The following is an 18556-nucleotide window of genomic DNA, read 5'->3' on the forward strand; positions in this document are numbered from 1 at the left end:
AGCCGTGGTGGCATCGGCGCCCACGGTGGGTGCGGGAGGCAACCTCTGCGGCCCGCCGGCCATCCTCCATACGCGACGAGTTGCACCGTCACGCAGCCCGCCCCGCACCTCAGCGCATGGAGAGAGATGACAACGGTCCATACATCGGTCGTCGTACCCTGCTTCAACGAGAGTGAGGTGATCGACGCCTTTCACACGGAACTTGTCGCCGCTCTCGAGCCCACCGGGACGGTCTTCGAGATCTGCTACGTCGACGACGGCAGCAGCGACCGGACCCGTATCCGCCTGCAGGACCTTGCCGCCGCGGACCCCCGCGTGCGCTACACCTCCTTCAGCCGCAACTTCGGCAAGGAGCCGGCGATGCTCGCCGGGCTGAGGATGTCCTGCGGCGAAGTGGTCGTCCTCATGGACGCCGATCTGCAGCACCCTCCGGAGCTCGTGCCGCGCATGCTGGAGCTGCACCGGCACGGCTTCGACCAGGTCATCGCCCAGCGCGACCGGGCCGGAGAAGGCCCCGTCCGCAGGACGCTCAGCCGGGCGTACTACAGTCTCGTGCGCCGGTTCATGGAGGTCGAAATCGTCGACGGGGCAGGCGACTTCCGGCTCCTGTCGCGCCGCGCTGTCGACGCCGTCCTCTCCCTCCCGGAGAGCAACCGGTTCTCCAAGGGGCTCTTCTCCTGGATCGGCTTCGACACCGTCAGCTTCACCTACCAGAATGTGCAGCGAGCGGCCGGGCAGTCCAAGTGGGGCGGCCGACGCCTGCTCAACTACGGCATCGACGGGCTGCTCTCCTTCAACAGCCGCCCCTTGCGCATGGCGATCCACACCGGACTCTGGCTCTTCCTGTCCGCCGTCGGCTACGCACTGTGGATCATCGCGAACGTCCTGCTCGACGGTGTGGACACGCCCGGTTACGCGACCCTGATCACCGCCATCGTCGCCCTCAGCGGCATCCAGCTTGCCACGCTCGGTGTCATCGGCGAGTACGTGGGCCGCATCTACCACGAGGCGAAGAGGCGGCCCCACTATGTGGTCCGGGAGACCAACACCTCCCACGCGGGCGCCTCCGCCCGCGAGCTCACGGACGCTGCGTCGCGTCAGTGATCTTGTCCAGGTGGTAGTAGTCGGCGACGCACTGCGCCGGCCAGATCCTGCGGCCCTGGTTGCTGAACGGCTCCAGCATCTGGGCGACCGAAACGGGCGTGTACGGCGCGACCTTGGCGCCGTGTGCCGCCCGCTCGCGCAGATACCGGTCCTGGCGGTCCCACTTCTCGGCCCGTACCTGCATCGCGTCCCCGAGGCCGTTCAACGGGCCGACCAGTCCCAATACCGCCGCGGCGCACACCGCCGCGGCCGCAAAGGCCGCCACGCCCGTACGGCGCACATGCTGCCGAAGCGAGCGCCCGATGAAGGCACCGGCGCCGACCAGCAGCATCACGTAGAGCAGGAGGTAGTCGTTCCACGTGCGTTCCGTCGTCACGACGTCCGCTCCGAAGACGGGGTACGTGATGACAGTGCACAGGTAGCCGGAGACCAGAAAGGCCGCGGCACCGAGCGTGGTGAGCAGCACCGGGCGGCAGGGGAGCAGGGCGGCGGGCCGCCGGTCGTGGCCGCGAGCCAGCAGACCGAGGAGTACGCCCGCGGCGACTGCTCCGGTGTACTGCCAGGTGGTCAGGATCGTCTCGAGAATCTGCCCGTATCCGCGCAGGGAACCCAGCAGCGACTCGGGGGCGAGCATGGACGCGCGGTCGGCGCCGTAGTGCTCGCGGCGGTTGCGTGACCCGGGAGATGTCATCAGCACGACGGTGCCGATGACGATTCCGGCCATGCCGAGCAGCGACCAGCGCCGTGCGAAGGCCCTGACCCGCACGGCGAAGACGCGGTGCGCGAACAGCACCACACAGGACAGCACCACCAGCGCGACGACCGACGCCTCCTCGGAGAGCGTCCCCATGAAGACGCCTGCCGTGAACACGACGGCCAGGGCGGCCGTACGGCTGCGGCGGCCACCTGCGCGCAGCAGCGGAATGACGACAGCACAGGCGAGCACCGGTGCGACGGTGTGCGAGACGGAGGCGGCGGGCCAGTAGAACGTCTTGTACGTATTGGGGGTCGCGAAGAGGAACACCGCGGTGATCATGGACGCCGCGAGCAGCGGGAGACCGCGCGGCACCTCCAGGTCTGCCCAGTGCAGGAGTCGAACGGCAAGCGCCCACAGCAGCGCCAGCATGAGCACACCGCTGATCAGCCCGAACCACTGGTGCCCGGCGACCGGGAACTGGGCGTAGAGACCGACCAGCAGACCGTTGCCGACCCGTCCGTTGTCGGTGAAGTAGAACTTTCCGATCAGCCCGGATATGCCGTGGTCGCGCACGCTCGGCAGGAAGCACCACTCGTCCGCACTCGGGCGCACGTGCCGGCCGATCCACGACGCCATGACGAGCAGACCGAGCGGCAGCAGCGACAGAGCCAGGGGCCAGGCGGTCCGCCATGACGACGAGGTGGCTCGGCCGCCGATGGCTCGGTCATCGCGTGACTCGTGGTCCCGTTCTTGTGTGACGCTCGATGCGTCGACGGCCATATCAACGTTGCCTTTCGGGAAAAGACTGGTGCGAAACCCTAGAGGCGATTCCGGGATGTGCCGTTCCATTGCCAGCGGGCAGCGGGCAACCCAGTTGCTCGGTCCGAAGGCTGCTGACAGGGTCGTGGCATGCCTACCTTCTCCGCCCCTGACGGGACCAAGCTTGCCTACCACGTGTCCGGAATCGGCGCTCCTGTGGTCTGCCTGCCCGGGGGGCCGATGCAGGCCTCCGTATACCTCGGCGACCTCGGCGGCCTTTCCGCACACCGGCAGTTGATCATGCTGGATCTCCGGGGCACCGGCCAGTCCGCGATACCGGAGGACGCCGCCTCCTACCGCTGCGACCACCTCGTCGATGACGTGGACGCCCTGCGCGAGCACCTCGGCCTGGAGAAGATGGACATGCTCGGGCATTCCGGCGGCGCGAATCTGGCCGCGCTGTACGTGCAACGCCACCCGGAACGCGTCAGCAAGCTCGCGTTGATCACGCCGGGTCCCATGGCCGTCGGGGTCGCGGTCTCAGGAGACGTCCGGCGCGAGACTGCGCAGCTCCGCAAGGATGAGCCCTGGTTCCCCGCGGCGTTCGCGGCCTTGGAAGCGATCGTTACCGGCAAGGCGACGGACGACTGCTGGCAGGCCATCGCACCCTTCGCCTACGGCCGCTGGGACGAGGAGGCTCAAGCCCACCAGGCTGCAGAGGCCGGGCAGAAGAACATGGATGCGGCGGCTGCCTTCGGCGCCGAAGGCGCTTACAACCCCGAGGCCACACGTGCTGCGCTCGCACTGTTCGAGGCGCCGGTGCTGCTGCTCGCCGGAGAGGGCGATCTGAACTCTCCGCCTCCCGCGATGGCCGAGTTCGCCGGGCTGTTCCCGAACACCCAGCTCGTCATTCAGCCCGGAGCCGGACACTTCCCGTGGCTCCACGATCCCGACCGCTTCGTGGCGACCACCGCGGCGTTCCTGGGATAGGCGACCGCCCGCTGCGCGTCATCCGCCCGATCGTGACGCAGCGGACGGGATTCTAGTCGGCTTCGCCAGAGATGTTCTCCGGGAAGTGGCAGGCCACCAGGTGTCCCGACCTGAGTTCTCGCAGCGGCGGTTCCTGCATCCGGCAGATGTCCTGCGCCTTCCAGCAACGGGTGTGGAAACGGCACGCGGGTGGTGGGTTCACGGGCGAGGGCACGTCGCCGGTGAGGAGTATCCGTTCGCGGTTCGTGCGGCGCTCGGGGTTGGGGACGGGGACCGCGGACATCAGTGCCACCGTGTAGGGGTGCATGGGCCCGCTGTACAGCGACTCCCTGCCGCCGATCTCCACCACCTTTCCCAGGTACATCACCGCCACCCGCGTGGAGACGTGCCGGATGACCGACAGGTCGTGCGCGATGATCACGTAGGTGAGGCCCAGCTCCTCCTGGAGATCGTCCAGAAGGTTGACCACCTGGGCCTGGATGGAGACGTCCAGCGCCGATACCGGCTCGTCGGCCACGATCATCTTCGGCCGCAGTGCCAGCGCCCTGGCCACGCCGATGCGTTGCCGCTGGCCGCCGGAGAACTCGTGCGGGTAGCGGTTGTAGTGCTCGGGGCTGAGCCCGCACAGTTCCAGCAGTTCCTGGACGGCGCTTTTCACTCCGTGCTCGGTCTCCACCTTCTGCAGCCGGAAGGGGGCGCCGACGATCGTGCCGACGGTGTGCCGGGGGTTGAGGGAGGAGTACGGGTCCTGGAAGATCATCTGGATGTCTTTGCGCAGGGGTCGCATCGCGCCCGGCGACAGGTGCGTGATGTCGTGCCCCTCGAACTCGATCTTCCCCGCAGTGGGCTCGAGGAGCCGGATGATCAGCCGCCCGGTCGTGGTCTTGCCGCAGCCCGACTCGCCGACCACGCCCAGCGTCTCGCCGGGCAGCACGCTGAAGTCGATGCCGTCCACCGCCCGGACCGCGCCGACCTGACGGCGCAGCAGGCCCTGGGTGATGGGGAAGTGCTTCACCAGCCCCTGGACGTTCAGCAGGGGCTCGTGATCGGTGGTCTGCGTGGATCCCATGAGTCCTCCACCTCCTTCGTCCGGCCTCACAGCCGGGGCGCCACTTCCTTGGCGAAGATCCGGCGCCGGTCCTCTGGCAGCAGATGGCAGGCCACGAGATGGCCGGTGCCCGACGCGTCGGTGAGCTCGGGGACCTCCGTGCGGGACTTGTCACCATTGCGGTCGGCAAAGGGGCAGCGCGGGTGGAACGCGCATCCGCGCGGCAGTCTGATCAGGCTCGGCGGGTTCCCGGCGATCGGGATCAGCCGCGCCTGCATTTCGCGGTCCATGCGCGGCATGGAGCCCAGCAGGCCCCAGGTGTACGGATGCTCGGGCGCCGTGAACAGCTGCTTGGCCTCGCCCTTCTCCACGCACTTGCCGGCGTACATCACCAGGATGTCGTCGGCCAACTCGGCCACCACCCCCAGGTCGTGGGTGATGATGATCACCGCGGAGCCGAACTCCTGCTGCAGCTCGCGGATGAGGTCCAGGATCTGCGCCTGGACGGTGACGTCGAGCGCGGTCGTCGGCTCGTCCGCGATCAGCAGCGAGGGGTCGTTGACCAGAGCCATGGCGATCATGGCGCGTTGGCGCATACCCCCGGAGAACTGGTGCGGATAGTCGTCGACGCGGGTGGCGGGCTGCGGGATGCCCACCCGTTCGAGCATCTCCACCGCCCGTAGGCGGGCCTCCTTGCGGCTCGCTTTCGGGTGGTGCACCCGGTAGGCCTCGGTGATCTGGGCGCCGATCGTGTAGAAGGGGTGCATCGCGGTCAGCGGGTCCTGGAAGATCATCGCCATCTTGTGGCCCCGCAGGTGCTGCACGCGTTCGGGAGGGGCGGAGATGAGTTCTTCGTCGTCCAGCCATATCTCGCCGGAGATCTTGGCCTTGAGCGTGCGGTGCAGGCCCATGATGCCCAGCGAGGTCACCGATTTGCCGGAGCCGGACTCGCCGACGATCCCCAGCGTCCGGCCGCGCTCGAGCTCGAAGGAGATGCCGTCCACGGCCCTGACCAGGCCGTCGTCGGTGTCGAAGTGGATGCGCAGGTCGCGTATTTGGAGAAAGCCGGTACCGCGCGGGGCGCCGCGGCCCGCCTCTACACCGCCGATGGGCGCCTCCATCGGCGGCTGTTCGCGAGGTTTGCGGCTCATGAGTACCTCACCCGGGGGTCGACGGCGACGTAGAGCACATCCACCACGAGGTTGGCCACGACGATGAAGAAGGCGGCCAGCGTGGTCACGGCCATGATCTTCGGCAGGTCGTTGTCGGTGATCGCCTGCACCGCGTACTGCCCGACGCCGGGCAGCGAGAAGGCGGTTTCGGTGAGTACGGCCCCGCCGAGCAGCAGACCGATGTCGAGGCCGAAGATCGTGATGATCGGGGTGAGCGCGGAGCGCAGACCGTGCCGGACGACCACCGTCCGTTCGCTGAGGCCCTTGGCCCGTGCGGTGCGGATGTAGTCCTCGCTCATCGTCTCCAACATGCCTGCCCGGGTGAGCCGGGCGTACAGCGCCGAGTACAGGAAGGCGAGGGTGACCCAGGGCAGCACCAGATTCTTCGCCCACATCAGCGGGTCCGAGGTGAAGGGCACGTAGTGCAGGTTCGGGAAGATCGGCCACTTGTAGCTGAACAGTGCGAGCGAAACCAGCGCGGTGAAGAAGATCGGCAGCGAGACGCCTGCGAGCGCGATGCCCATGGAGAGCCGGTCGAAGATCGAACCGCGCTTGAGCGCCGACAGCACGCCGATCGACACACCGCTGACCAGCCAGATGATCGCCGCTCCCACGGCCAGCGACAGCGTCACGGGGATGCGTTCGGTGATCTGTGGCCAGACCGGCAGGTGGCTCTTGAACGAGTAGCCGAAGCAAGGCACCTGGCAGTAGGAGGCGTCCGGCCCGAAGTGGAACGTGCGGCCGGCGAAGATCCCGTGCACGAACTGCCAGTACTGCGTATAGAGCGGCTGGTCGAAGCCCAGGTTCTTCTGGACGGCGGCCAGCGCCTCAGGACTGGGGTCGCGGCCGACGTACTGAGCCGCCAGCTGGGTGCTGGTCTCGCCGGCCAGCCGTGGCACCAGGAAGAAGATCGCGAAGGTAATGGCCGTCACGACGAACAGCAGGATCACCGCCGCCGCTATGCGCCGGATGATGTACGCACCCACTATTGGGCGGCGGGGCCCCAGCCGGCCGGACCTCAGCCCGGTCGGCGGGCGCCTCGCCCTTCACCTCCTCAGCTCCTCCGTTCCGGTACGGTCCGCGCGACCGCCACGGGCTACTTGACGCCGACGTTCAGGTAGTCGTACATGCCGTAGGCCTCGGTGACGAACACGTTGGTCGCGTGGTCCGGGCGGTACAGCGGGTCCTTGCGGTACAGCAGGGGAACCAAAGGCGCCTGCGCCATCGCGGCCTTGTCGATGTCACCCCACGCCTTGGTGCGGGCCGCGGCGTCGGTGTTGCCGATGGCCGAGTCGAGCATCTGGTTGATGCTGGGATCGTTGAACTCGGACAGGTTGCTGTTGCCCGAGGCCTTGATGGCCGTGCCGTCGATGATCTGCTGGAGGAAGCCGTAGCCGTCCGGCCAGTCGGCGGCCCACGCCGTCATCATCAGACCGAGACCGTGCGAGTGGACGAAGGCCGGAGCGCCGGCGTTGTCGGTGAAGTACTTGCCCGACGGGTACTGCTGGATGCCGACGTTGATCCCGACCTTCTTCAGCGAGGCCTGGACGGCCTGGGCGATCGCGATCTCGTTGGGCCGGTCGGCCCGGGCGGAGAGGTTGGTGGAGAAGCCGCCCGGGTGGCCGCACTGGCTGAGCTCATTCTTGGCCGTGGCGAGGCCCTCAGGCGAGTTCGCTCCCTTGTAGCCAGGGGTCTTGTACAGGTCGTACGTGACGTGGCCGGAGACCGTCGGCGGCAGGATCGTCGTGGCGATGTCGCCGTGGATGTCGCCGCCGGTCGCGGTCTGCGCGGAGACCTTGTCGACCGCGTACTCCACCGCCTTGCGGCAGTGCACATTGTCGAACGGCTTCACGGCCGTCGAGATCGCCACATAGGCGAGCGCGCCGCTCTGCGCGTCGTCGATGTGTCCCTTCTGGGTCGGATTGCTCAGGGCGGCGGCCTGGGTCTGAGCCGCGATGCCTGCGCCTGCGATGTCCATCGTCGCGTTGCCGGCGATCAGGTTCTGGTCGACCGTGGTCTGGGCGATGTTGAACTGGACGGTGATCTTGTCCGGGAGCTGCTTGCGGATCGGGTCGGAGGACGCACTCCAATGCGGGTTCTTCACCAGCGTGGCGCCCTTGCCGTCCTGGTAGCTCTGGAACATGTACGAGCCGGACGAGATCACGTTCTTCACATAGTTCGAGCCGGTGTCCTTGGCCTTGGGGACCGGCGCCGTCTGCGGATTGCTGACCAGGTAGTCGAAGTCCGCGAACGGCTGGCTGAGGTGGAAGACGATGGTGGTGTCGTCAGGCGTCTCGATGGACTTCAGGTCGCCGGTCTTGTCCTTGTACGGCCCCTGGTACTTAGGGGTGTTGTCCACCAGATACGCGTTGAAGTACGTCGGCCCGTTGGACATCACCTCGGGCGCGTAGTTGCTGCGCTCGATGGCGTACTTGACGTCCTTGGTCGTGATCGGTGTGCCGTCGGAGAACTTCAGCCCCGGACGGATGTGGTACGTCCAGGTCTTGCCGTTGTCACTGGACTTGCCGAGCTCCGCCGCGAGGTCCGGTACGAGCTTCAGGCCGGCCTTTTCGGGTGCCGGGTGGAAGGTGGTCAGCGCCCGCGCGTAGACCCGGGAGAAGTTCCACATGAAGGCGTAGTAGGTGTTGCCGGGGTCCATCGAGTCCGGTGTGCTCGACAGCTGGTACACCACGGTCCCGCCCTTGTGGTCGGAGGGATTGACCACGCCGGTGATGCCGGCGTTGTAGGCGGGGGCGTTCTCCGATGATCCGCCACCGCCATTGCCACCGCCGCACCCTGACACGACGAGCGCCGCGACTGCGGCCCCCGCAAGAACGACTGTGGACTTTGATGTCCTCATGACGAACTCCCCTCGCCTGAGACGGGAATCGGTACGCGCATCACTTGCTCCGCGGGTCCAGGGCGTCCCGGAGTCCGTCGCCGAGCAGGTTGAATGCCAGGACAGTGATGAAGATCGCCAGACCCGGGACCAGCATGAACCACGGATCCGCCTGGTAGAGGCCGATGGCCTGGTTGAGCATGCCGCCCCAGGACGCCTGCGGCGGCTGGATGCCGACGCCGAGGAAGCTCAGACCGGCCTCGAAGAGGATGTTCGTCGGGATCAGCAGCGTCGAGTAGACGATGATCGGTGCGACGAGATTCGGCAGTAGTTGCTTGAACAGGATGTGCGGCCCCCGGGCGCCGAGGGTGCGTGCCGCGTCGACGAACTCGCGCTCGCGCAGCGAAAGCGTCTGGCCGCGAATGATGCGGCCCATGTAGGGCCAACTGAAGAAACCGATCACGAAGATCAGCACGCTGATGTGGAGCGTCAGCCCGTGCAGTCCGAAGGCGCCGCCCTGCAGCGAGGCGGACAGCGCGATCGCGAAGAGCAGCAGCGGGAAGGCCAGGAAGATGTCCATGAGGCGGCTGATCACGGTGTCGACCCAGCCCCCGTAATAGCCGGCGGCCACGCCCAGCACCGTGCCGAGGGTCACCGACAGCACCGTCGCGCCGAACGCGACCGCCAGCGACACCCATGCGCCTTCGATGATCCGCGCGAGCAGGTCGCGGCCGAACTGCGGCTCGACGCCGAGTGGATGGTCCCAGCTGATCCCGCCCCAAGCCCCCTTGGGCCTGAGCAGCACCGGGTCGATCAGATTCTGGTGGAAGGCGTTCGGATCAAGCTTGAAGACGGATTCGATGACCTTGGCGAAGACTGCCAGCACCATCAGGCAGAGAACGACGATGCCGCCCGCGACCGCGACCTTGTCACGCTTGAACCGCATCCACGCGATCTGCCCGAGCGACCGGCCCTCGATCGCCTCGCCCATCCCGGACAGCACGGACTCCGGCTGCGCCTCGGCGGCTGAGCCGGTGACCTCTATGGGGGCCGTCATGGCCGTGCACCCCCTGTCCGGTGGTGACCGGTTCCAGGTGCAGCCATGACGGACGATGGCCCGGTGGGCGATGATCATCCATCCAGCACCGGTCCGAAGGGTCGCCAGACCAGGGCGGATCAGAACGCCTCATTATAGATCGAATAAGGCAATAAGGATGTAAATAAAAGGGGAGAGAAATACCCGAGGCGCGCCCAACGGTACGAGGGGCCGAAGCGGCAGGGTGGGCTATATGCCCTGAATGGGGATATCTTGACAGGCGCACGATGACGTCTTAAGCAGGATCCTGAGGAGGTTTGCTCCATATCCGCAGGTGAGAGCACCTGTGACCTGTACGGACGGCTGGGTGAGGAGAAGGCCATGGCGCGCGCGGTAGGTATCGACCTGGGAACGACGAACTCGGTGGTCTGTGTTCTGGAGGGCGGTGAGCCCACCGTCATCACCAACACCGAGGGCGCCCGTACGACCCCGTCGGTGGTCGGGTTCGCGAAGAGCGGCGACGTACTGGTGGGTGAGGTCGCCAAGCGGCAGGCGGTCACCAACATCGAGCGCACCGCACGGTCGGTCAAACGTCACATGGGCGAGGCGGACTGGCGTTTCCCCGACAGCGGCGACATCGACGGCAAGCACTACACGGCGCAGGAGATCTCCGCCCGGGTACTCCAGAAACTCAAGCGCGATGCCGAGGCGTACTTGGGCGAGGACGTGACGGACGCCGTCATCACTGTCCCGGCGTACTTCAACGACTCCCAGCGCACCGCCACCAAGGAGGCCGGCGAGATCGCGGGCCTGAAGGTGCTGCGCATCATCAATGAGCCGACTGCGGCCGCGCTGGCCTACGGCCTCGACAAGGAGAACGACCAGACCATTTTGGTTTTCGACCTCGGTGGCGGCACCTTCGACGTGTCGCTGCTGGAGATCGGCGAAGGGGTCGTCGAGGTGAAGGCCACCAATGGCGATACGCATCTGGGCGGGGACGACTGGGATCAGCGCGTCGTGGACTACCTGGCCAAGCAGTTCAAGAACGCTTACGGCATCGACCTGTCCAAGGACAAGATGGCCACGCAACGGCTGCGCGAGGCCGCCGAGAAGGCGAAGATCGAGCTGTCGGCGGCAACCGAGACGAACATCAACCTGCCGTATCTGAGCGCATCGGCCGAGGGGCCGCTGCACCTGGACGAGAAGCTCACGCGCGCTCAGTTCCAGCAGCTCACCGAGGACCTCCTCGAGCGCTGCAAGACCCCGTTCCACAGCGCGGTGAAGGATGCGGGGATCAAGGTCAGCGACATCGACCACGTGATTCTGGTCGGCGGCTCGACCCGGATGCCCGCCGTGACCGAGCTCGTCAAAGGGCTCACGGGCAAGGATCCGCACAAGGGTGTGAACCCGGACGAGGTCGTCGCCATTGGCGCTTCGCTGCAGGCGGGTGTGCTCAGGGGTGAGGTCAAGGACGTCCTGCTCCTCGACGTGACCCCGCTGTCCCTGGGTATCGAGACCAAGGGCGGCATCATGACCAAGCTGATCGAGCGCAACACCACGATCCCGACCAGGCGCTCGGAGATCTTCACGACGGCCGAGGACAACCAGCCGTCCGTGCAGATCCTGGTCTACCAGGGCGAGCGCGAGATCGCGGCGTACAACAAGAAGCTCGGGATGTTCGAGCTGACCGGTCTGCCGCCGGCCCCGCGCGGGGTCCCGCAGATCGAGGTCGCCTTCGACATCGACGCCAACGGCATCATGCACGTGACCGCGAAGGACCTGGGCACGGGCAGGGAGCAGAAGATGACCGTCACCGGCGGCTCCTCGCTGCCGAAGGACGACATCGACCGGATGGTCCGCGAAGCGGAACGGCACGCGGAGGAGGACCACCGGCGCCGCGAGGCCGCCGAGTCCCGCAACCAGGGCGAGCAGCTCGTCTACCAGACCGAGAAGTTCCTCAAGGACAACGAGGACAAGGTCCCCGGTGACGTCAAGACCGAGGTCGAGACCGCGCTCACCGAGCTGAAGGAGAAGCTCAAGGGCGAGGACACGGCCGAGATCCGCACGGCGACCGAGAAGGTCGCCGCGGTCAGCCAGAAGCTCGGCCAGGCGATGTACGCCAAGGCGCAGGCCGAAGGCGCCGCCGCCTCCGGCACCCCGGCCGGCGAGCAGGCCAAGGCCGAGGACGAGACCCAGGCAGAGGACGAGGTCGTCGACGCAGAGATCGTCGACGACGACAAGCAGGAGGGGAGCGCAGGATGAACCGCCCGGATGACGTTCATGGCTTCCCCGGCCCGCCGCCGGGCATCGTCCTCATGAGACGTGAACACACACGGCCGACTCAGTGGTTCTCCGCAACCGGCGTGGCGCCCGAATCACGGTCGCCGGGTTCCAGCGATGCGAGTTCCTCGTTGGTGAGGGGCGGTTTCTCCAGTTGCGGTCTGCGGGGACCGCGCAGGGCCGAGAGAATCACACCGGGTCGGACCAGGCGCTCGATGCCTGCCTGTAGCGTCATGACGTCGGTGAGCGCCTTGGCCATGTAGAAGGAGCCGGTGGCCGTCTCGATGAGGCGGCTGACGTAGCGGCTCAGGAGCCGGTCGACTGCGTTGGGGGTTTTGCCGCGCGAGCCGGGGAAGTAGATGTCCTGCCCGGTGGCGAGAGTCCACGCCGCACTCGTGGGCCGTGAGATGGCGCGCTGGGCCCGGCGGGCCAGGCCCGGGGCGGAGATTCCTGTTCGCCGGAGCTCGGCGCGCAATGCAAGGGCGCCCAGCGCGGCGACGGACATGCCGTGCCCGTAGACCGGGTTGAGGGCGGCGACCGCGTCGCCGATCGCTACGTAGCCTTCGGGGGCCTTCCTGAGCTTCTCGAAGAGGCGGCGCCGGTTGATGGTGCTGCGCGTCACGACTATGTCGCTCAGGGGCTCGGTCCGGGAGAGGATTTCACCCACCAGGGGATGCCGGACGCCACGGGCGAAGTCGAGGTAGGCGGAGTCGTCGGCGGTGGGCTCACCGCCGCGGGTGCCTGAGAGGCTCACCAGCCATCGCTGGTCTTCGATCGGGATGATCGTGGCGACCTGTCCCGGCTGGGGGAGACGGGCATCGGCCTGGACATTGACGACCGGGAATTCCTCGGTGCCCTTCGGCGCCCGGTAGACCCGGCTCGCGTACACCACGCCCGCGTCGATGGTGAGCTCCCGCACGGAGCCGACCCCGAGGTCCTTCAGCCACTGCGGACCGCGGGAGGAGCGGCCGCTGGCGTCGACGACGAGGTCGGCGTCCAGGCGCTGCTCGGATCCGTCCGCCAGCCGGACGCGGACTCCGTCAACGCGCCGCGCACTGCCCGTCAGGCCCAGCAGTTCGGCCTGGGACAGAACCCGGATGCGCTTGTCGCGAAGGACCCGGTCGCGTATCGCCCAGTCCAGGAGGTCTCGGCTGCAGGCGATGAGATAGTGCGATTCGGGCCAGCGCCGGTACCAGCCCTCCGGCGACAGGGACACCATGTCGGTGGGCAGGGCTATGCGCCGGGCGCCCGAGTCGCGCAGCTGGGCCATCACGCCCGGGACGAGGGTCTCGATGGCGTCGGCTCCACCGGACCACAACATGTGTGCGTGCCGTGCCTGGGGGAGACCCTTTCGAGGGGCGGGCCGGCTGGGCAGCAAGTCGCGTTCCACGATGGTGACTTCGTCGACGTGGGAACTGCAGGCTGCGGCGGCGAGCATGCCGCCGAGCCCTCCTCCGATCACCACGGCCCGGCGGGGGGCGCCGGCCCGGCGGGGTCTGGAAGGTTCGCTCATGGGGTGCTGCTCTCAGTCAGGGCCGCGCGGCGGCACGCTTCGTGGACGAGTGGCGAGCGGCGCACGGCATGGGACATCTGCACGAGATCGTCCGCTGTCCTGGACGGCTGCCGGGTGCTCTCGGCCGCGGCGAGGTCGTTCCGGCCCGGGTTCGCTGCCTGTGCCGTGCTGGCCGCCGCGATCATGGCGGCGTCCGCGAGGGTCTGTGCATGATCGTCTGTCTGTCCCTGCGCCAGCGCTGCGGCGTAGGTGTCGGTGTGGATGCTGTGATCGAAGTAGGGCGTCAGGGCGAGAATCCGGTCGTGGATGGCGGCCTCGCGTTTCATGAGGCGCAGGTCCAGCGACGCCCAGCGCCCGATGGTCACGCTTGCCGACATGGAGCTGGCCGCGCTGTTCAGCGCGCGGGCCAGGTATCCCAGCCGCCGGTAGCGCACGGCGGTGCTCCAGCCGACGCTGATCCGGTGACCGATGAGGGGGAAAACGAAGCCGGTGCCGATCAGGAGTGCGGACACTTGCGCCAGGGGCGGGGCGACGTAGGTGCTGAGCCCGTCCCAGTCGCGGCCGGCCCAGCGGGCGCCCATGGCGGCGAACTTGACGCCGTCGAAGCCGAGGTTGAGCAGATAGCCGAAGACGATGAGCCTCAGTCCGTACCGCAGCATGCGCCCGACGCGCCGTGACCACCGCCGGCACAGCACCGTCATGACGACGGCCGCGACCGTGTGGGCCAGCAGATACAGGACGATCATCTCGCGGATGAACGGCGTGTTGGCGTAGTACGTGTCCAGGTCCCGCAGCCGTTCCACCGGCGCGTCCCCGAGCGCGAACAGGACGATCAGTGCCACGACCACGAGGCTGTATGCCGCAATGCTGAGGCGGGAGGTGCGTCGGGTCTGCTCGGGAGGCCCGCCCCGCCAGTTGATGATGAGGACCAAGCAGGCGCCGCTGAACGCGGTCAAGATGCAGTAGACCAGCGGCGCGGAGAAGTTCGGTATCCCGGTGAAGCGGTTCACTGCCGCGATCGTGGACGGTGCGGCGAAGAGAAAGACGAAGCTGGCGACCAGGAGCAGGCCGGACACCGAGCGCAGGAGCGTGTCGTCCGGATTCCGGCGCAGGGCGGGCAGTTTCAGGAGAAAGGCCGTGAGCATCACCGCGCCCGGTATGTAGAAGCTCAAGCCCTCCATGGTCGGCCGACCTCCTCCGCGAATCGTAGTTGATGAGACCAACTGCCCTGTTCTGCTTGGCCGGTGGGGCGTTGTCTGAATGGTGCCAGGGCTACTGGCCGGACCACACTCGTCGTGATTGTCCTCAAGACGCCGGCCGGCGCTGCGCAGTGAGTAGGACGAGGCCTGTCGGCATCGGAAGGCGCTGTCCGCCGGCGTGCGGCGCGCCCTTGAGCCGTCTCATACGGACAGACCTTCGGGACCGGTTGCCTGCCGACGGGCAGCGGCGACGACGGGCGACGTCGCGAAGGCGCGCGACACCCGCGCCAGATGCCGGCGTCCCGAGCCGATCGCCGCGCTCAGGCCAGGCAGGGAAGCATCCAGGTCAGGCAGGGAAGCATCCGACGCAGTCTCCTTTGGGTGCGGCTCCCGGCGGAGACCGGCGTGCAGGGTGGCGGCCACCATCGCGGCCACGGCGATCACCTCTGCGTCCTCGGCGGACTTGCCTCGCTCCAGCGCTGCGTCGTAGGCCCTGACGCGTGCCGTGGTGTCGAAGTACGGGGCCAGGACGAGCAGCATGTCGTAGATCGCCGCCTCGCGGTGCGTCACGCGCAGATCCAGCGACGACCAGCGGGACAGCCGCAGAGGCACGGTGGAGCCGCTTGATGTGGCCCGCAGCTCGCGCCAGAGGGGCCCCAGCCATCGGTACGCGCGCCAGGCGTGCCAAGTCTCCGACAGCCGGGGCGCCATGAGCGGAAGCAAGAAGCCCACAGTGGTCAGCAATGCCCCGGCGGAAGCCACCGGTGGCGCGATGCTTGTGCTCCAGATGTCCAGATTGCCTCCGGTCCACCGCGCAATGACAGCAATGAACTTGGCGATGCCGAAGCCCAGGTTGAGCAGGAACCCGACCACCAGAACCACCAGGCCCGCCCTCAGCCACCGGGTGACCTTGCGCGACCAGCGCCAGCACAGTGCCGTCACCATGACAGCGGCCACCGTGTGACCGGCCAGGTAGACCAGGATCATTTCGCGGATGTAGGGCGTCGTGGCGTAGTACGTGTCGAGATCCCGCAGTCGCTCCTCGGGAGCGTCTGCCAGCGCGAACAGGACGAACAGAGCCACGATGACAACGCTGTAGCCGGCGATCCAGACGCGGATGGTGCGACGGATTCTTTCCGTAGGGCCGCCGCGCCAGTTCACCAGCAGTACCAGACAGGCACAGCTGAAGGCACACAAGATGGCATAGACCAGCGGCGCGGAGATATTGGGGATGCCGGTGACGCGGTTGACGACCGTGATCGTGGGCGGCGCGGCGAAGAAGAACCCCGCGCTGGCCATCAGGATCAGTGCGCACACCGAGCGCACCAGGGGATTGCGCCACCCGTGCCACAGCGCAGGCACCTTCGCGGCGAACGCGATGCCCAGAGCTGCGGCGGGATAGTAGTAGTCCGTACCGTTCATGCCTCAGCCCCAGAGGTCGCGGCGCCCCAGGGAGGCTTGATTCCGCCCCCTTTGCTCACCGGTCTCCCCGTCCATGGCCGTCGTCAACGATGCAGCCTCCAACCGGAGTCCACGTTCTGCAATCGCGCCCTGCACGTGGCCCGGAAGAAAGACGATCGTCGCCCGGCGGCGCCGCTTCCTTTGCTTCTGGCCTACTTGACATGGCTGAGCACGATGATCTCTCACGTGTCACCTTCCGACAAACGTCATCTTGGGACGGTGCAAGAGCCTGAGGGGGTTCGTATGTGGATAGGGGTGACATGGAGAGACATATGCGCGTCGATGGGAGTGCGAGCCGACCCTTTGCGACGCGGCGACACCGCGCATGCAGCCCCGATCGGGCGAGTTGAGTGCTCCGGGCGCCTGCGCTGCCGCGCCGAACCGGTTATGAATGTGGCCCGGGGGCTCACTTCGGTCAGCGCGTGAAGCCGGCCGGCGCGCTCAGGCGCTCACTGTCGAAGCCGGGCCCCCGGCCGCACCGGAACCTCGCGCACCGTTTTGCTGGACGGTGGATGCGCCGCCAATCGCCCTTCCGGCAAGGGCACTTGTGTGATCGAACTCTTCCCATGCGGGGCCGATTTCTGACATCTTGCGTTCACCACTTCCCACACTCGGCCCGGTAGGCGCCACCAGCGCCACCGGGCTCTCGGAGGATGCCTTGCATACCCTCATATCCAGCCGACTGAGACGCTCGGTCGTGGCCGCTGCTGCCCTCGGAGCGGCCGTGGTGTTCGCGACTCCCCTCGGGGCGGCGCACGCCGCCCCGATCGCGTCCGAGACCTCAGCGACCTCCGTAACGTCCCCCGCCGCGTGGGCCGCCGGTACCCGCGCCTACCTGGTCGTCACTGCGCCGGGCGACACCTCGGCCGTACGGACGGCCATCACCAGCAACGGCGGCACGGTCTTCGCGAACTACGACGCCATCGGCGTGATCGTGGCGCACTCGGCCTCCTCGGCCTTCGCGGGCACCATGCGCGGCGTCAGCGGCGTCCAGATGGTGGGCGCCACCCGGACCTCGGACGTACCGGCCGATGCCTACAACCCCGCGCTGCCCGCGACTCCCACGCAGGCCACGACCACCCTCACCGAGTCCAACCGCTGGGACATGACGCAGATCAAGGCCGACAAGGCCTGGGCCGTCACCACTGGCTCGTCGGCTGTCAAGGTCGGCGTCCTGGACACCGGCGTCGACGACCTCCACCAGGACATCGCGCCGAACTTCAACGCCGCCGACTCCGTCTCCTGCGCCTACGGCAAGGCGGACACCCGCACCGGCGCATGGCGACCCGTCGGCGACCACGGCACGCATGTGGCGGGCACGATCGCGGCCGCCAAGAACGGCAAGGGCGTCATCGGCGTCGCGCCGAGCGTGAAGATCTCCTCGGTCCGGATCGCCGAACCGAACACCAGCATGTTCTTCGCCGAGAACACCGTCTGCGGGTTCATGTGGGCCGGTGACCACGGCTTCAAGGTCACCAACAACAGCTATTACACCGACCCGTGGATGTTCAACTGCCCGGACAACGCCGACCAGGCGGCCATCATCGAGGGCGTCAAGCGGGCTCAGGAGTACGCGGAGAACAAGGGCTCGCTGCAGATCGCGGCCGCTGGCAACTCCAACTACGACCTGGCCAACAAGCGGACCGACACCTCGAGCCCGAACGACTCCACCCCGGTCACCCGCACCATCACCAACGCCTGCATCGACATCCCCACCGAGCTGCCGGGCGTGGTGACCGTCGCGGCGATGGGCAACGGCAACGTCAAGGCCTCGTACTCCAACCTCGGCCGGAGCATCATCGACGTCGCGGCCCCGGGCGGCGACGGCGCATCCGGTGTCTACTCGACGCTGCCCGGCGGCAAGTACGGCACCATGAACGGCACATCGATGGCCTCCCCGCACGTCGCGGGTGTGGCGGCGCTGCTGGCGAGCACCGACCCTGCCGCCACGCCGGCCGACCTGCGGGCCAGGCTGTCGTCCCAGGCCACCGACACCGCCTGCCCCTCCGACAGCCGTTGCACGGGCACGACCGCCGCCAACAGCTTCTTCGGCGAGGGCCAGGTCGACGCGCTCAAGGCCGTCGGCGGCACCCCGCCGCCCGGCGCGTACTTCGAGAACACCGCCGATGTCGCCATCGCCGACAACAGCACGGTGGAGTCCCCGATCACCGTGACGGGCGTCACCGGCAACGCCCCGGCCACGCTCAAGGTGGGCGTGGACATCAAGCACACCTACCGCGGCGACCTCGTGCTGTCCCTGGTGGCCCCCGACGGCACGGTCTACACCCTCGAGGACTTCCCCAACAGCGACGGCACCGACAACGTCGCCAAGACATACACGGTGAACGCCTCTTCGGAAGTTGCGGCAGGAACGTGGAAGCTGCGCGTCAGTGACGTGGCTTCCCAGGACATCGGCAAGATCGACGCCTGGAACCTGACCTTCTAGGGAGTGTCTTCA

The 18556-nt window shown here is 67.6% G+C and carries 13 protein-coding genes; 4 read left to right on the top strand and 9 right to left on the bottom strand.

The window, feature by feature from the left end:
* Positions 1-126: 126 nt before the first annotated feature.
* The gene (locus tag OG905_RS37670; protein ID WP_328681591.1) at positions 127-1104 is read left to right on the top strand and encodes a glycosyltransferase family 2 protein; all 978 of its coding nucleotides are present in this window, start codon (positions 127-129) and stop codon (positions 1102-1104) included.
* On the opposite strand, the gene OG905_RS37675 is transcribed toward OG905_RS37670, so the two are convergent.
* A complete protein-coding gene (locus tag OG905_RS37675; protein WP_328681593.1) occupies positions 1079-2581 on the bottom strand; it encodes a DUF6056 family protein in 1503 nt (500 codons plus the stop codon). The two genes, OG905_RS37670 and OG905_RS37675, sit on opposite strands and share 26 nt — an antisense overlap.
* Positions 2582-2710: 129 nt before the next feature.
* Between OG905_RS37675 and OG905_RS37680 the strand changes: the two genes are divergently transcribed.
* A complete protein-coding gene (locus tag OG905_RS37680) occupies positions 2711-3550 on the top strand; it encodes an alpha/beta fold hydrolase (RefSeq protein ID WP_328681596.1) in 840 nt (279 codons plus the stop codon).
* Positions 3551-3602: 52 nt separating this feature from the next.
* Here OG905_RS37680 and OG905_RS37685 read toward each other — a convergent pair whose 3' ends face one another.
* The 5 genes from OG905_RS37685 to OG905_RS37705 form a co-directional block, all read right to left on the bottom strand.
* Complete coding sequence (locus tag OG905_RS37685; RefSeq protein WP_328681598.1) at positions 3603-4619, bottom strand: ABC transporter ATP-binding protein; 1017 nt, start codon at positions 4617-4619, stop codon at positions 3603-3605.
* A gap of 26 nt (positions 4620-4645) precedes the next feature.
* Positions 4646-5719, bottom strand: coding sequence for an ABC transporter ATP-binding protein (locus tag OG905_RS37690; RefSeq protein WP_328682817.1), 1074 nt, complete (start codon positions 5717-5719; stop codon positions 4646-4648).
* 26 nt (positions 5720-5745) lie between these two features.
* Positions 5746-6756 (bottom strand): ABC transporter permease, encoded by a 1011-nt coding sequence (locus OG905_RS37695; protein ID WP_328681599.1) that lies wholly within the window; start codon positions 6754-6756, stop codon positions 5746-5748.
* 110 nt (positions 6757-6866) lie between these two features.
* A complete protein-coding gene (locus OG905_RS37700) occupies positions 6867-8630 on the bottom strand; it encodes an ABC transporter substrate-binding protein (protein ID WP_328681601.1) in 1764 nt (587 codons plus the stop codon).
* Between the two features lie 40 nt (positions 8631-8670).
* Complete coding sequence (locus tag OG905_RS37705; protein ID WP_328681603.1) at positions 8671-9666, bottom strand: ABC transporter permease; 996 nt, start codon at positions 9664-9666, stop codon at positions 8671-8673.
* Positions 9667-10026: 360 nt separating this feature from the next.
* Here OG905_RS37705 and dnaK point away from each other — a divergent pair, with 360 nt between their 5' ends.
* Entirely contained in the window at positions 10027-11907 is a 1881-nt protein-coding gene (gene dnaK / locus OG905_RS37710; RefSeq protein ID WP_328681605.1) for a molecular chaperone DnaK, read from the top strand.
* A 79-nt stretch (positions 11908-11986) separates the two neighbouring features.
* Here the strand turns inward: dnaK and OG905_RS37715 are convergent, their stop codons facing one another.
* From OG905_RS37715 to OG905_RS37725, 3 genes are all read right to left on the bottom strand, one after another.
* On the bottom strand, positions 11987-13438 hold the full coding sequence (locus OG905_RS37715) for an FAD-dependent oxidoreductase (protein WP_328681607.1): 1452 nt from the start codon (positions 13436-13438) through the stop codon (positions 11987-11989).
* A complete protein-coding gene (locus OG905_RS37720) occupies positions 13435-14619 on the bottom strand; it encodes an MAB_1171c family putative transporter (RefSeq protein ID WP_328681608.1) in 1185 nt (394 codons plus the stop codon). Before OG905_RS37720 ends, OG905_RS37715 begins: the two co-directional genes overlap by 4 nt.
* 219 nt (positions 14620-14838) lie before the next feature.
* Entirely contained in the window at positions 14839-16059 is a 1221-nt protein-coding gene (locus OG905_RS37725) for an MAB_1171c family putative transporter (RefSeq protein ID WP_328681611.1), read from the bottom strand.
* A gap of 736 nt (positions 16060-16795) precedes the next feature.
* Here OG905_RS37725 and OG905_RS37730 point away from each other — a divergent pair.
* On the top strand, positions 16796-18544 hold the full coding sequence (locus OG905_RS37730) for a S8 family peptidase (RefSeq protein WP_328681612.1): 1749 nt from the start codon (positions 16796-16798) through the stop codon (positions 18542-18544).
* The last annotated feature ends 12 nt before the right edge of the window (positions 18545-18556 follow it).

It is taken from the genome of Streptomyces sp. NBC_00322, assembly GCF_036147535.1.
Classification (GTDB): domain Bacteria; phylum Actinomycetota; class Actinomycetes; order Streptomycetales; family Streptomycetaceae; genus Streptomyces.

Bases quoted from the DNA above. Each gene is read 5' to 3' on its own strand.
- OG905_RS37670 (WP_328681591.1), top strand. From the start codon at position 127: ATGACAACGGTCCATACATCGGTCGTCGTACCCTGCTTCAACGAGAGT.
- OG905_RS37675 (WP_328681593.1), bottom strand. From the start codon at position 2,581: ATGGCCGTCGACGCATCGAGCGTCACACAAGAACGGGACCACGAGTCA.
- OG905_RS37680 (WP_328681596.1), top strand. From the start codon at position 2,711: ATGCCTACCTTCTCCGCCCCTGACGGGACCAAGCTTGCCTACCACGTG.
- OG905_RS37685 (WP_328681598.1), bottom strand. From the start codon at position 4,619: ATGGGATCCACGCAGACCACCGATCACGAGCCCCTGCTGAACGTCCAG.
- OG905_RS37690 (WP_328682817.1), bottom strand. From the start codon at position 5,719: ATGGAGGCGCCCATCGGCGGTGTAGAGGCGGGCCGCGGCGCCCCGCGC.
- OG905_RS37700 (WP_328681601.1), bottom strand. From the start codon at position 8,630: ATGAGGACATCAAAGTCCACAGTCGTTCTTGCGGGGGCCGCAGTCGCG.
- OG905_RS37705 (WP_328681603.1), bottom strand. From the start codon at position 9,666: ATGACGGCCCCCATAGAGGTCACCGGCTCAGCCGCCGAGGCGCAGCCG.
- dnaK (WP_328681605.1), top strand. From the start codon at position 10,027: ATGGCGCGCGCGGTAGGTATCGACCTGGGAACGACGAACTCGGTGGTC.
- OG905_RS37715 (WP_328681607.1), bottom strand. From the start codon at position 13,438: ATGAGCGAACCTTCCAGACCCCGCCGGGCCGGCGCCCCCCGCCGGGCC.
- OG905_RS37720 (WP_328681608.1), bottom strand. From the start codon at position 14,619: ATGGAGGGCTTGAGCTTCTACATACCGGGCGCGGTGATGCTCACGGCC.
- OG905_RS37725 (WP_328681611.1), bottom strand. From the start codon at position 16,059: ATGAACGGTACGGACTACTACTATCCCGCCGCAGCTCTGGGCATCGCG.